The sequence below is a fragment of the Virgibacillus litoralis genome, assembly GCF_017873675.1.
In the GTDB taxonomy this organism is placed as follows: Bacteria; Bacillota; Bacilli; order Bacillales; family Amphibacillaceae; genus Lentibacillus; species Lentibacillus litoralis.
On record NZ_JAGGKK010000014.1, the window covers coordinates 25,411 to 38,812 of the forward strand.

General features: G+C 36.1%; 14 protein-coding genes. 4 read left to right on the forward strand and 10 right to left on the reverse strand.

All coding sequences use genetic code 11. The features are described 5' to 3' along the window. The first annotated feature begins 387 nt into the window (after positions 1–387). Positions 388–3,003 (forward strand): phosphoenolpyruvate synthase, encoded by a 2,616-nt coding sequence (ppsA, locus tag J2Z82_RS12550; RefSeq protein ID WP_209481135.1) that lies wholly within the window; start codon positions 388–390, stop codon positions 3,001–3,003. Positions 3,004–3,306: 303 nt separating this feature from the next. On the opposite strand, the gene J2Z82_RS12555 is transcribed toward ppsA, so the two are convergent. The 5 genes from J2Z82_RS12555 to J2Z82_RS12575 form a co-directional block, all read right to left on the reverse strand. After that, positions 3,307–4,341 carry a serine hydrolase domain-containing protein gene (locus tag J2Z82_RS12555; protein WP_209481136.1) on the reverse strand — a complete coding sequence of 345 codons (1,035 nt, stop codon included), beginning with the start codon at positions 4,339–4,341 and terminating at the stop codon, positions 3,307–3,309. Positions 4,342–4,609: 268 nt separating this feature from the next. Next, complete coding sequence (locus tag J2Z82_RS12560) at positions 4,610–5,011, reverse strand: hypothetical protein (protein ID WP_209481137.1); 402 nt, start codon at positions 5,009–5,011, stop codon at positions 4,610–4,612. A 108-nt stretch (positions 5,012–5,119) separates the two neighbouring features. Next, positions 5,120–5,617, reverse strand: a complete 498-nt coding sequence (locus J2Z82_RS12565) for a metallophosphoesterase family protein (protein WP_209481138.1) — start codon at positions 5,615–5,617, stop codon at positions 5,120–5,122. 22 nt (positions 5,618–5,639) lie between these two features. Beyond that, positions 5,640–7,046: a hypothetical protein gene (locus J2Z82_RS12570; RefSeq protein ID WP_209481139.1), complete on the reverse strand. Its 1,407-nt coding sequence runs from the start codon at positions 7,044–7,046 to the stop codon at positions 5,640–5,642. A gap of 393 nt (positions 7,047–7,439) precedes the next feature. Then, positions 7,440–8,885 (reverse strand): DEAD/DEAH box helicase, encoded by a 1,446-nt coding sequence (locus tag J2Z82_RS12575; RefSeq protein WP_209481140.1) that lies wholly within the window; start codon positions 8,883–8,885, stop codon positions 7,440–7,442. 163 nt (positions 8,886–9,048) lie between these two features. Here J2Z82_RS12575 and J2Z82_RS12580 point away from each other — a divergent pair, with 163 nt between their 5' ends. Then, positions 9,049–9,486 (forward strand): S1 domain-containing RNA-binding protein, encoded by a 438-nt coding sequence (locus J2Z82_RS12580; RefSeq protein WP_209481141.1) that lies wholly within the window; start codon positions 9,049–9,051, stop codon positions 9,484–9,486. Positions 9,487–9,572: 86 nt separating this feature from the next. Here the strand turns inward: J2Z82_RS12580 and J2Z82_RS12585 are convergent, their stop codons facing one another. Beyond that, positions 9,573–10,397, reverse strand: coding sequence for an LCP family protein (locus tag J2Z82_RS12585; RefSeq protein ID WP_209481142.1), 825 nt, complete (start codon positions 10,395–10,397; stop codon positions 9,573–9,575). Continuing rightward, positions 10,390–10,914, reverse strand: a complete 525-nt coding sequence (locus J2Z82_RS12590; protein ID WP_209481143.1) for a sigma-70 family RNA polymerase sigma factor — start codon at positions 10,912–10,914, stop codon at positions 10,390–10,392. Before J2Z82_RS12590 ends, J2Z82_RS12585 begins: the two co-directional genes overlap by 8 nt. A gap of 134 nt (positions 10,915–11,048) precedes the next feature. Here J2Z82_RS12590 and J2Z82_RS12595 point away from each other — a divergent pair, with 134 nt between their 5' ends. Both J2Z82_RS12595 and J2Z82_RS12600 read left to right on the forward strand, forming a co-directional pair. Further along, a complete protein-coding gene (locus J2Z82_RS12595) occupies positions 11,049–11,213 on the forward strand; it encodes a hypothetical protein (RefSeq protein WP_209481242.1) in 165 nt (54 codons plus the stop codon). A gap of 185 nt (positions 11,214–11,398) precedes the next feature. Continuing rightward, positions 11,399–11,584: an aspartyl-phosphate phosphatase Spo0E family protein gene (locus J2Z82_RS12600; protein ID WP_209481144.1), complete on the forward strand. Its 186-nt coding sequence runs from the start codon at positions 11,399–11,401 to the stop codon at positions 11,582–11,584. Positions 11,585–11,686: 102 nt separating this feature from the next. Here the strand turns inward: J2Z82_RS12600 and J2Z82_RS12605 are convergent, their stop codons facing one another. The 3 genes from J2Z82_RS12605 to J2Z82_RS12615 form a co-directional block, all read right to left on the reverse strand. Continuing rightward, positions 11,687–12,241, reverse strand: coding sequence for a DUF3231 family protein (locus J2Z82_RS12605; protein WP_209481145.1), 555 nt, complete (start codon positions 12,239–12,241; stop codon positions 11,687–11,689). Between the two features lie 69 nt (positions 12,242–12,310). Beyond that, the gene (locus tag J2Z82_RS12610; protein WP_209481146.1) at positions 12,311–12,574 is read right to left on the reverse strand and encodes a hypothetical protein; all 264 of its coding nucleotides are present in this window, start codon (positions 12,572–12,574) and stop codon (positions 12,311–12,313) included. A gap of 120 nt (positions 12,575–12,694) precedes the next feature. Then, on the reverse strand, positions 12,695–13,252 hold the full coding sequence (locus tag J2Z82_RS12615) for a beta-class carbonic anhydrase (protein ID WP_209481147.1): 558 nt from the start codon (positions 13,250–13,252) through the stop codon (positions 12,695–12,697). Positions 13,253–13,402: the final 150 nt, after the last annotated feature.

Below are 13,402 nucleotides of genomic sequence, written 5' to 3' on the forward strand. Positions count from 1 at the left end.
TTTGTTATTTATACTGTTAAATACGGTTCGAATTGTATGCTAATTTAAATGTTATTTCTAGAACCCATTAGCCGATAGTAGTGGTTTCAGCAGAAGGTAAAAAATTGAATACGTTTCTCAACACTAAAAATGACCATCAATGTGCATTGATGATCATTTTTATAATTGTAGTGTGATTTGTAATCAATATGTGTGGGATAAAAGGATAGGAGCTACTTTTGAAGAGATGAACCAGGGTATAAGAGTAATGTATGATAAGATTTAAAATTAAACTCTGACTCTTTCTATTTTAATTATAGCATATAAAAAAAGGTAATTATAGACTGTTTATTCTCATTTGCAACTGCTAAAATACAATAGAACTTATGATGTTAGGAGAGATGTGGAATGAGTTCTTTGGTTCTTAGTTTTCAGGAAATGGAAAAAACTCAGATTTTACTCGTTGGCGGAAAAGGGTTAAAGTTAGGGGCATTGTCAAAAATTCAAGGAATACAAGTACCAGAAGGATTTTGTGTTACAACAGAGGGATATCAGAAAGCTATTGAACATAACGAAACGTTTCATTCATTGTTGGGTCAACTAACAATGCTAAAAGTAGAGGACCGAGATCAAATTAACAAAATCAGCAGGAAGATTCGGGAAACCATTATGGATGTAGAGATTCCTTCCGATGTTGCAGACACTGTTGCTTACTATCTCTCCCAGTTTGGCGATGAACATGCTTATGCAGTGCGTTCCAGTGCAACTGCTGAAGATTTACCACATGCCTCTTTTGCAGGTCAACAAGACACCTATCTAAATATCACCGGAAAAAAAGCCATCTTACAACATATTCGAAAATGTTGGGCTTCCCTTTTTACGAACCGTGCCGTGATTTACCGTATGCAAAACGAATTTGACCACGACCAAGTGTATTTATCCGTTATTGTTCAACGGATGGTTTTCCCGCAAGCATCAGGGATTTTATTTACCGCTGACCCGATTACTTCTAACCGAAAGCTACTATCAATTGATGCCAGCTTTGGACTAGGAGAAGCGCTAGTCTCTGGTCTGGTCTCTGCCGATTGTTATAAGGTAAAAGATGATAAAATCGTCGATAAGATGATAGCAGACAAAAAGTTGGCTATCTATGGACGAAAAGAAGGCGGAACAGAGACACAGCAAATCAAGCCTGATCAACAGAGGACTCAAACACTCACTAACCAACAAATTTTACAACTAGCACGCATTGGAAGACAAATCGAAGCTTATTTTGGTAGTCCACAAGACATCGAATGGTGTTTAGTAAATGATACATTTTATATCGTCCAGAGTCGTCCCATCACGACTTTATATCCCATCCCTGAGTCAGGCGAGACCCAAGAAAATCAGGTTTATGTATCTGTTGGTCATCAACAAATGATGACTGACCCCATGAAACCACTGGGATTGTCATTTTTCCTATTAACAACTCCTGCACCTATGCGTAAAGCTGGTGGAAGGTTGTTTGTTGATGTTACACATATGTTGGCTTCACCTGACAACAGGGGAAAATTATTAGCTACCCTCGGACAATCCGATCCGCTCATAAAAGACGCACTAATGAACGTAATAGAGCGAGGTTTTATAAAATCGGCATCAGATGATAAAAAAGAACAGAGTACTATTAAAAGCAATAAAGCTAAGTCATCTGCAGATATTCAAGCACAAATTGAAAACGATCAGCCAATCGTCTCTGATTTGATTAAGCGTAGTCAAACATCTATAGAAGCGTTAAAACAAAACATCCAAATGAAATCAGGACCGGATTTATTTGATTTTATTCAAGAAGATATCCAAAAACTAAAGAAGATTTTATTTGATCCACAGAGTTCGCGTGTAATTAATACTGCTATAGATGCTTCATCATGGATCAATGAAAATATGAATAAGTGGTTGGGTGAAGAAAACGCAGCCGACACGCTTTCACAGTCTGTGCCAAACAATATTACCTCTGAAATGGGGATGGCGCTATTGGACGTTGCCGATGTGATTCGTCCTTATCCTGAAGTAATAAATTATTTACAACATGCAAAAGATGATAGCTTTTTGGATGAACTGGTTAAATTTGATGGTGGACAGGAAACCCGAAGTGCAATAATAGCTTATCTTAACAAATACGGCATGCGATGTGTCGGGGAAATAGATATTACGAAAACTCGTTGGAGCGAAAAACCAATTGCACTTGTTCCCATGATTCTCAGTAACATCAAAAACTTTCAGCCTAATGCCAGCAATCAGAAATTTGAGCAAGGGCGACAGGAAGCTTTGCAAAAAGAACAAGAGTTATTGGGGAAATTAAAGCAATTACCGGACAGTGAACAAAAAGCCAAAGAAACAAAACGAATGATCGACCTAATCCGGAATTTCAGTGGGTTTAGGGAATATCCAAAATACGTCATGATTAACCACTACTTCGTTTATAAGCAGGCTTTACTAAAAGAAGTCGAACAACTCGTTCAAGCCAATATTATTCATGAAAAAGAAGATATATACTATCTCACTTTTGAAGAACTTCGTGAAGTTGTACGCACAAATAAACTGGATTACCAGATCATCAGTGAACGAAAAGACGCGTACAAATCATATGAAAAACTAACTCCCCCACGTGTTATCACGTCTGATGGTGAAATCATTACCGGTGAGTACAAACGAAAAAATCTCCCAGCCAACGCTATTGCTGGTCTACCGGTTTCTTCAGGAGTTATAGAAGGCAGAGCACGCGTTATCTTAAAAATGGAAGATGCAAACCTGGTAGATGGAGATATCTTAATCACAGCCTTTACTGACCCAAGCTGGACACCACTGTTTGTATCAGTAAAAGGTCTCGTCACTGAAGTAGGTGGACTGATGACCCATGGAGCAGTAATAGCACGTGAATATGGCCTGCCAGCAGTTGTTGGGGTGGAAAATGCTACCAAAATAATAAAAGACGGGCAACGAATTCGCGTCCATGGAACAGAAGGGTATATTGAAATATTGTAATTGCTGTCAAGATGTGGATGTATTTTAGAGCGTTATAAGAATTAATAGTACAACAAATGAGGAATTGCAGAAAGTAGCGGAAAGAGGATTCAGCAGGCTAAGCAATGTGAATCCTCATTTCGTTAAATAGAGTAAAAGCTGTTATATGAGGGATGGACCGGATCCTCATTCCGCTAAAGATACAAATTCAATGGAATATGTGGCTTAAAATGACAAATAACGGAATGAGGATCCGGGTTCTGAACCCTTTAAGCTTTTTCTCCCAAAAATGCATCTCTACTCAAATAGCAGAAACTTTTGTGTTTACAAGGTATTAGTGCTTTGTATTGCTTCTTCAATTCCACTCATTATATCAAATGCTCCGTCTGACTTATTAGAGCAAACAACAACCTTAACTGATGAGTCAGGATAATAGGCAGAATGAAAGCTGACACCAGGGTCATAGCCCATTACATGGTACTTAAGGATATTGTTTTCTGCTCGTTTTTTTATCCATGTTCCATAACCATAGAAGCCATTGTCATTGACTAGTGTATGAGTTGATAAAAGCTTCTTCGTGTTTGATTCATTTAGTAGCTGATTATTCATAAGCGCTACCCACAGATTAGTCATATCTTCTACAGTTACATATGCTCCACCGTCAGAACCACCCTTTACAGGCAGGGAATAGATATTTGTTTTCCAGGTTCCATCAGGGTTATCGATATAGCCTAAGGCAGTGTTTGATGGTAGAGAATCGAAGGAAAAGTATCCTGAACTCTTCATGTTAGCTTTACTGAAAATGTATTGCTGTACATATTCAGAGAATTCCAGTTTACTAGCTTGTTCCACTATTAAACCTAACAAAATATAACCCGCATTATTATAATGAAATTTTTCTCCTGCTGGAAATTTCATTGACTCATTTTGAAATAATGACAAAAAATCGTTTAATTTACGTATGTGATACATAGGATTTTTAACCCATAACTCCTCAAAATCCTCCATTACATCCTCATCAAAATAATCCGGTATTCCCGAAGTATGGGTCAGCAAATGGTGGACTGAAACTTTATCATCGAAATACTTAAAGTCTATAGCAAGACAATCGCTTAACTTAGAATTAAATGAAAGTTTACCTTCTTCAACTAGCTGGCAAATCGCAATTGCAGTAAATAGTTTACATCCAGATGCTATACCAAAGCGAGTCTTGGAATTATTCGCTAATTGATCAGAACGATTAGCAAACCCATAGCTTTCATCAACTAAAACCTTATCTTTGTCCTTAACATATACCGCTCCCGAAAAATCAACCTTACTTTGAATATCAGAAATTACTTTTGTAAAATTTATGTTCATTGCTATCCCTCCAAAATTATCTATATTTATTTATTACTAGTTAAAAGAATAGGAATCGCTTGAACATAACAAATAAAATAATATCAAACTGTATTCCTATTTATATGAATATTATCATTGCTGAACCCTCCGATTTTTTGTTGAATTAAAGCATGGCATAATTATCGGAATCAAACCATTTATCCTAAAACCTTTCAACACTCAAACTTCCTAAACATAATAGAAGATTGAACAATAATGTATTTATTGGATTACAAATGGAAAAACATTAACCTTCAATCATACCTAAATATGGAATTTTTTTACCCTTAACCACCGCTATTAATATTGGTCCATTTTCCTTTGCGAGGTTATATATCTTTGTTCCTACTGGCAGCTTTGATGCTGTGCCACTTTCAAATTCCTCTGGAGTTGTCGATTGCTTTGTAATTTCAAAGTATTTATCACCTAAACTTAAGTCCAGTTCATTAATCCAGCTAACGTTTTCGGCGTTTTTGTATACAACATCAATTGTCGAAAAGATATCAGCATCTTTGTTAGCAGCTAATAACTGTTCAGCATCAGGATTCCCTATGTCATTTCCGTCTGTACTTTCATCCGAATTACTGTTACATCCCACCATTAAAATTGGGATGCTTAGCAGTAATAAAGCTAGCAACAATCTCCTCATTAAATCCCTCTCTCAATAGGAATATCACAATCTATCAATCCAGATTCTTTCCAAAAACAACAATTGCCCTCTCATCTAACCCCAGCCTTCTATATTCATGTTCCTGCTCTAATTTTTATCACTGAAAAAAATAATTTCCGTTCGTATCTCCTGATCAATTTCAAGGATTCCAAATGAATAATATGGGAGTGTCCGTTTATCCGTTGGTGATCCAGGATTAAATAATAACGTCTTCTTAAAGTATTTCAGCATTGGGATATGCGAGTGGCCATAGATGATGACATCCATAGCCTCGTCTTCAAAGGCTTCAATAGCCCGCTTTTCTGTTGTCTTTTTATCCCCATGCCCGTGGGTTACTCCGATTTTATGTCCGGCCACGTCAATTATTTCTTTGAGAGGAAAGTTTTCTTTTATATCGTCACCATCAACATTTCCATAAACACCTTTCACATCGGCATACTTAGAGAGCATGCTATAAACTTCCATCGACTTCCAATCACCAGCATGAATAATCAATTCAGCACTTCCTAATTCCTTAACAATCCGTGATGGCAGTTGTTTACTCTTACCGGGCATATGTGTATCGGCTACTACAATAATTTTCATTTACAAATCTCCATTTCTAAACTTAAAGATTATATACAGCAATTTGCAGATAAAGCTGCACCATCACATATAAAGCAATTGCATACTTCAGATTGAACTTTATTCCGTTTTTATAGCCGCTTAATCCATTCGTACCACTCAATATAATTACTGGCATAATTAACGGTGAAAGAAGTATCGAAATAGCACTTCCGGAGGTTATCGACAGGACAATCAATTCTGGCGGATAGGGAAGTGAAATACTCTCCAATATTCCTGCAACTAAAACCATGACGGTCAATGGACCAAGCGCCATAAAGCCTAAAATAATAACGATAAACGGTAGGAAATATAACATATTAAAGAATGGTATAATTTCCTGCAGGTTATAGATCATTTCAATAAAATTTGTCCCAAGACCCGTTTGATTTATACCAAGTATCATTACGCCAGCCGCCAGCATTATACTGAATTGATACCCTTGGCTAATAAGCCCCTCTCTATAATATTCAGCTGTTTGCCTGAACAGTTTTACTGGCCTTTTTTTCATCGTAAAATAAATACTGGTCCACACGATAATAACAAGTGGAATAAGTACCATTAGCGGGATTGAAAGAAGCTCATATAATAGAAAAATTGAGCCAAATAATGTTATGAACAGAAAAGCGAACTCCAAGAAATTACGGATTTGCTGTTTCCTATTAGAAGAATGACTAACTACCTTATCAATTTCTGTTTTTATTTCAGATGTTAAATCTACACCATAACGTTTCTCATCAAAATATGAAAAAATCACAGCTACCGCAATGGCGCAAACTGTCACCACGAAGCCTTGCAAAATAGTTACCCATAACGAAGCGTTCAACGCCTCGACAGCAAAAGTGAAACTTGGAATGCTTATTATCCATAACGTTGACAGCGCAAAAGCACGCAAAAGTGCTGTCCCTTTAAAGTTTTCCCATGCCTCGCCCTGCTGATTTATCAGAATGTCATCAACGAATCGATACATAAGCGGGATTGCCCCAAATAACAAAAAGTATGAAATAATATGAGTGAAGATGATCATTCCAGAGTAAAACTTACGACTTGTATCAAGCATTCTATGTGCTAAACCGATGATTTCCTCAATATATGGCTCTTCCCGTAATACCCAGCCAATCATTGGCACAATAATTAATAGTCCAATAATACTGCTCATTTGCAGTAGACCATCCTGTAAATTTTCAAAGAACGAATCACCGGCAAGCATAATAGTAATTAAGCCTGTCAGAAAAAGAACGAGTGGTAATTTAAATTGTTTTAATGTCAAATTGATCCCAGCAAACAACAGTATTAGAAACCCACTCAATGCTTGGAAGTCAGCTAATAAATCGCTGTCCACAAAAAACGTAACAAAGTGTAATAAGCCATATATAAAAATTGATAGCCTTAGTATTCTCGACAAATACATGTTGATTAACTCCTTAGTTTACTCCTGACATTAATAATGACAGACAACAAAATGTTTGTATAGATAGCTTTGTAATAATAGCTGTTTTAAAAGGATTGTTGTTGATTAGGAAACTTGCACTCATCAAGCTATGTGGTTATTGTAATTTTTACACTTATCCAGTATGAAAGTCGTTTTAACTTCATAATTGCGTGAAAAGATATACTGTGAAACAATCGGTTCTCATAACCCTGATGAAGACTCTTTTCATACTATTCAGGTCGCATCCGCGTTCTCATAACCCTGATGAAGACACGGTTGATGCTTTTTGAGCATTTTTTTCTGAGGACCGGCGTAATAAAAAAAGTAATTGCTCTCTTTTAATGATAAGCAATTACTTCTTTGTTTAGCACTTTATTTGATTGCCTTGCTAACTTTTAGCTTCTTCCCTTTAATGGTCGTATTCTCCATGGCTTGCAGAACAACTGAACCTTTGCCATTAAGAATATCAACATATGATAGGCTATCCTTGATTGTTATAATCCCGATATCATCTGCTGATACGCCAGGAATTTTCGCTATTGTACCAACAAAATCTACCGCACGAATCTTCTTCTTTTTGCCACCGTTAAAATGAAGCTTCATAATATCCTTATTAATTCGTGCTGTTTTATTATTTTTAACAATTCGGCGGCCGCTAAGTTTTTCATCAAAAGCGGCTTGATTGTTCACTACTTCCTGATGGCTTGGTGCCTCAATTACAGGTATCTCAAATCCAATGTATTTTTCAATCGCATTCAGATATTTTCCCTCAACAGATGTCATAAAGGTAATCGCTTTTCCTTTATTACCAACTCGTCCAGTTCTTCCCGTTCGATGGACGTAGCTCTCTTTTTCCTTTGGAACATCATAGTTAATCACAAGTGTCACATTATCAATATCAATACCTCTAGCAGCTACATCAGTTGCCACAAGATAACGAAAATCCCCCGTTTTGAATCCTTCCATCACTGCAAATCGATCATCCTGCTCTAACCCTCCGTGAAGCCTTCCACACGGATAATTGGATTGAACCAATTCGTTTAGGACAGTATCAACGTTTTCTTTCGTCCCACAAAAGATAATGCAGCTATCTGGGTTTTCAGCAATCGTTACATCTTTCAAAAGTGAAATCTTTTCATCTTTTTCCACCTTAATTAGTCCATGCTGAATAGTACTCGTTGTTATACCGGCATCTTCAATATCAATATGAGTAGGATTTTTCATATATTTATAGCAGAGGTTCTCAACATCTTTAGGCAAAGTAGCTGAAAATACCATCGTCACTCTATTTGCTGGAAGTTCTTTTATGATCGATTCTACTTCGTTAATAAACCCCATATTAAGCATTTCATCTGCTTCATCTATGATAAGGTATTTTATTTGATCTAAAGCAAGTGTCCCTCTTTCGATATGATCCATTACTCGTCCAGGTGTACCGACAACTACATGTGTTTTTTGTTTCAATTCCTCTTTTTGTCTGGCAAAAGGTTCTTTTCCATAAACTGCTGTAGCCTTAATCCGTTTAAATCTCCCTATATTCGTTACGTCTTCGCGAACCTGCACCGCAAGTTCCCTGGTTGGTGTGAGAATAATAGCTTGTGGATTTTTTTCTTCCCATTCAATCATTTCGCAAATAGGGATACCAAAGGATGCCGTTTTACCAGTGCCTGTCTGTGATTTAACAACAAGATCCTCATTCTCCGTTGCTCTTGGTATTACTTCACGTTGGACCTCTGTGGGATTTTCATATTTAAGAACACCAAGCGCTCGTGTGATTGTGTCACTTAAATTATAATCCTCAAAATTTCTTTTACTCATGTACTAACCCTCGTTTTTTCGTATTATCCGACTTATATATAGGATTCTCTTAGGAGAGCTATCATATTCAAAATCTGACTATGTTCATTATACACGCTAATTGCTATTATTTCTTTAATTTGTTATAATTAGTTGGTTTTAATAATATTTAGGGGGAACTTTTTTGTCAATTGAAGTAGGCAGCAAGGTACAAGGTAAAGTAACAGGCATCACCAATTTTGGAGCATTTGTAGAAATTCCTGGAGGTACAACAGGTCTCGTGCATATTAGTGAGGTAGCGGACAGCTATGTAAAAGATGTTAATGATCATCTCACAGTAGGAGACCAAATTGAAGTAAAAGTGATTAGTGAGAAGGACGGAAAAACTGCCTTGTCCATCAAAAAAGCAATAGATAAACCCGAAGGACAAACCTCATCTTATTCTAAGCGCCCATCACGCCAGGGAAGTAACAGAAATTCCGGTTCAAAAGGAAATTTCAAATCAAAAGATAATTTTGAAGATAAAATGGCTCGTTTTTTAAAGAGTAGTGAAGAAAATTTATACACACTAAAACGTAGTACTGAATCAAAACGAGGTGGCAGAGGCGGAAGACGCGGATAGTCTGCTGTGATTTATAGATAAAGGCAAGTCTGTTTTAACAGGCTTGCCTTCTTTATTGCATTATAATATTATGGCCGTGCCTTCAGTTATTCTAAATGTTCTTGCAACACGCTGGATGTTTCGGCTAACATATCTTCCTCAATTTCCACATAATAAATTTCGTTAATCATTTTTTCATTAAAGCCTTCTTTCAAGTCAATAGTCTCAACCGAAATGGAGTCACTATAAAGTGTGTTGAATTGATCTTTGGTAATGTTCGTTTCGCTTTGTTTCACAAGTTCTTTTATTTTGGAAATTGTTAAATTTTCCTTTATTTCGTGCATGAAGTTATTCCTCTTGATGTCATTATTATTGAGGCTTAATGATTTGGCAAGCCTTTCTGCTGGAATAGTCGCATAATAGTCAATAGGTATGTTAAATAACTGGGAAACTGTTGCCATCACTGTTTTAGTTCCTGCACCATAAGCCCCAGCATGTATCAATTTATCTTTAATTGTTTCGCCTTGCCCATCCTGTATCGAGACATACGTATCACGTGGGACAGGTACAACCTTCATACTCTTATCCTCACTATTGTAAGCAAGTAGTATGTTTAAACTAGTTCTACTTCTTGGTTCTTCTCCCATCAGTAAAACAGAAAAAGAGTTATTATTGTGCTTGGATGCTAATTGGATTTCATCATTTTCATCACCAGAATAGATAATTGGTAATAACACACCTATGGATAATATAATAACTAGAAAAGTTGCTGTTACTGGTCCAATCGATTGAAAAAGGCCTTTGAAATTGCTTTTTCTATTATGTTTCTTTTGGATTTTGGTTATAGTTTCCTCCCGATCCTGTTTCGTAAAGTACAGTTCTTCGTCATCCAAGTAGGCAAACAACTCCTTATCGAGCTTCTTATTATTCATATATACCTGCCTCCTCCATCATTATTTTTAGTTTTTGCTTTCCTCTTCTCAGCCTTGTCTTTACAGTACTTAAATTAAGGCCCGTAGCCTCCACTATTTCGTCCATAATTAGGGACTTATAGTAATAAAGAAAAATGACTTCACGATAACTTTTGGGAAGAGAAAAAATAAGTTGTTTAATTTCCTGATTTTCAGATTCCTTGATTACTTTATCCTCAGCTGACGGCAAGATTGATTTTGTAGCTTCTTGTACAAAGCTTTTTGCTTGAACCTTTCGATGATGCCAACTTCTTAAGTAATCCTTCGATTCATTAATAGTAATACGGTATAGCCAAGTTTTTACCGATGATTCATTACGAAAATTATCCAGATTTTTATAACACTTGATGAAGCTGTTCTGAACAACATCCTTAGCGGCTTCTTTATCTTTTACATAGTTGAATGCCAGTCGCACCAAGTCATTTCCATACTCAACCATAATTTCCTCTAGTATGATTTCTTTTCTGCTTTCTTCCATAATCCCCGCTTCTCCAATCTGCCTGTATAATTCGAATATTTGACGGATGCCAATATAAAATAGTTTCAGGATGGTGATTAATGATATAACTTTCGTACATATTAAGGATAAAGGAAAATAGATTGGAGGAATAGATGATGGATAAGGAGTACCGTGAGTATCGGACTGGTCAAGGTGTACCAGAAAAAGGGGAGTATATATGTCAATCCGGGGAAAAAGCAAAATTAAATGAAGATGAGGATTTCCCGGCATGTCCTGTAAGCGGTAATGAGACAACCTGGAAGCGGGATGATCATTAACATTCGAGTAGTGCACCTACTCGAAAAACACTCTATTAATCTATTATTTTTTGTCGTATTATGTAAGCTTTTGACTTCCTTTGTAGAATCTATTGAATATTTTTATAAAAGTAGTCATAATAGATTTCGTTGTGTGTTAAGACTTTTGTCCTAACTATTCTATTGCTTAGAAAGGGAGAAGATAAATGATTGCATTAGTTGAACCAACTCGAAATAGTTTGCCTAAGGAAATTTTGCTGAAAAAGAAAGAGATGATTGAATTAGGTATGAAATACGGATTGGCCAATAAACGTACTATAGAATGCAGCCAACAACTTGATGATCTGTTAAATGAACATTTTAATATTAAACAGTCCTACCATACTGCTTAATATGTTTTGGGTTTCTATACCTATTGAACGAGGACCTCAATGACTTTTTACAATCAATCTCAATGATTATTTCAAATAAAACATTCGAGTTGGTTTTTAACCCTATTGTTTCGGAGAACCTGGTGGATAATAATAAGGTGGTACTTTAATCCACCCACGCTTTCGCATTAATGTCTTTAAAGTTGTTCCAAACATTACCCAATCTGAATAAAAATTAAGCCATATCATACCAATATCACTTCTAAGAGCGTCCGCTTGTCCTTTAGCACAGGATTGCATACATGTTACTAACTTAAATGCAATGCCATTTGTAATTTCATTATCTGTCAACTTCACTCCTAAAGGAATTTCGTTTGGTTCCGAATTTGGTTTTGATGACGTAACATCTGGTAACGGAATCCCCTCTTCCTTCATAAACTTACTTAATTTCTCCACTTGGGATTCACACAGTTTAATAACATCCTGGAGCATTTCTTTTACCTCATCATCTGCTGTTGTGTTTAAGCTAGATTCCTCATAACGAATAAACTCTTCCATCATTGTAAGGTACTTCCAGCAATCACCCGCTTCAATTATATGCAGAGGGGATTTCGGTTCATTTATATTATCCATTGACGTTTTCAGTGTGTTCCAAACTGCTTCAAATGGATTAGGCATAATTCACACCTCCTCTATATTATATTCTCCATTACTTGTAAATAAATGTAATAAAGTTGTCGTATAAATCTAATGATATAAAGCTCTTACTTTATCCAGATCCTCTAGAAAGTGTATGATTTCCTTCCGACTCAACGGAACAAGCATTTGATCATACAGAGTGAGAATCTGTCCATCAGCTTCATGTTTATGGTTATTTAGATATTCAGAAAGATCGTTCAACTGATTTTCTTTAATAGTTGACTCGGTTGAAAAATGTTTAATTTTTTGTAAAACAAACTCATTTGTTAGATCATCAAACTCACCAGAAATTATGTTTCCATTTAAGATCATGATTTCACTCCTGTTTAAAAGTCTTACCAAAATAGTTTGCCCTAAAAAGCTCTTTTCTTGTAAGAGAAAATAAAAATGTGGCATACCCAAACGGTATACCACATTTTTATATTTTCAGATTTAATAACCTTTTGAAACAACATCTAATTTCCCAGTGTCAGGATTAATTACTAGTCCGTGGACAGGTACATCCTGTGGAATTAACGGATGGTTTTGAATGGTTGATACACTTTGTCTTACACTGTCTTCTACGCTGTCAAAGCCTTTTAGAAATTGTTCCAGATCCACTCCTGCATTTTGCAATGTATCCAGTCTTTCCTCGCTTATACCACGTTCCTTCATTTTGCTCATAATACTTTCTGTTTTCAAACTGGACATGCCGCAATCATGGTGCCCAACGACACATACTTCATCAGCCTTGAGTTCATAAACACCGACAAGAATACTTCTCATAATACTTCCAAAAGGGTGTGAAACAAGAGCACCAGCATTTTTAACAATCTTCACATCACCATTGCCTACATTCATTGACTTCGGGAGCAGTTCAACCAATCGCGTGTCCATACACGAGAGAATAACGAGTTTTTTGTTTGGAAACTTACCCCTTTGATACTTTTCATATTCCTTGTTTTCTACAAAATTTTCATTATGTGTCAAAATTTCATCTAGTATTGTCACTAAAATTCCTCCCTATTCGTTAAATTCATCATCTTCATTTTACTATATAAAAATTATTATGTCGTATTTTGTAATTTTATGACTTCTTTTGTTGAAACTATTGATATCTCCTATGAAAATCGCCATAATAAATTTTGTCTATTTATGACT

What these genes read in the sequence shown, in the direction of transcription:
- ppsA (WP_209481135.1), top strand. Translation starts at nt 388, where the DNA reads ATGAGTTCTTTGGTTCTTAGTTTTCAGGAAATGGAAAAAACTCAGATT.
- J2Z82_RS12555 (WP_209481136.1), bottom strand. Translation starts at nt 4,341, where the DNA reads ATGAACATAAATTTTACAAAAGTAATTTCTGATATTCAAAGTAAGGTT.
- J2Z82_RS12560 (WP_209481137.1), bottom strand. Translation starts at nt 5,011, where the DNA reads ATGAGGAGATTGTTGCTAGCTTTATTACTGCTAAGCATCCCAATTTTA.
- J2Z82_RS12565 (WP_209481138.1), bottom strand. Translation starts at nt 5,617, where the DNA reads ATGAAAATTATTGTAGTAGCCGATACACATATGCCCGGTAAGAGTAAA.
- J2Z82_RS12570 (WP_209481139.1), bottom strand. Translation starts at nt 7,046, where the DNA reads ATGTATTTGTCGAGAATACTAAGGCTATCAATTTTTATATATGGCTTA.
- J2Z82_RS12575 (WP_209481140.1), bottom strand. Translation starts at nt 8,885, where the DNA reads ATGAGTAAAAGAAATTTTGAGGATTATAATTTAAGTGACACAATCACA.
- J2Z82_RS12585 (WP_209481142.1), bottom strand. Translation starts at nt 10,397, where the DNA reads ATGAATAATAAGAAGCTCGATAAGGAGTTGTTTGCCTACTTGGATGAC.
- J2Z82_RS12590 (WP_209481143.1), bottom strand. Translation starts at nt 10,914, where the DNA reads ATGGAAGAAAGCAGAAAAGAAATCATACTAGAGGAAATTATGGTTGAG.
- J2Z82_RS12595 (WP_209481242.1), top strand. Translation starts at nt 11,049, where the DNA reads ATGATGGATAAGGAGTACCGTGAGTATCGGACTGGTCAAGGTGTACCA.
- J2Z82_RS12600 (WP_209481144.1), top strand. Translation starts at nt 11,399, where the DNA reads ATGATTGCATTAGTTGAACCAACTCGAAATAGTTTGCCTAAGGAAATT.
- J2Z82_RS12605 (WP_209481145.1), bottom strand. Translation starts at nt 12,241, where the DNA reads ATGCCTAATCCATTTGAAGCAGTTTGGAACACACTGAAAACGTCAATG.
- J2Z82_RS12610 (WP_209481146.1), bottom strand. Translation starts at nt 12,574, where the DNA reads ATGATCTTAAATGGAAACATAATTTCTGGTGAGTTTGATGATCTAACA.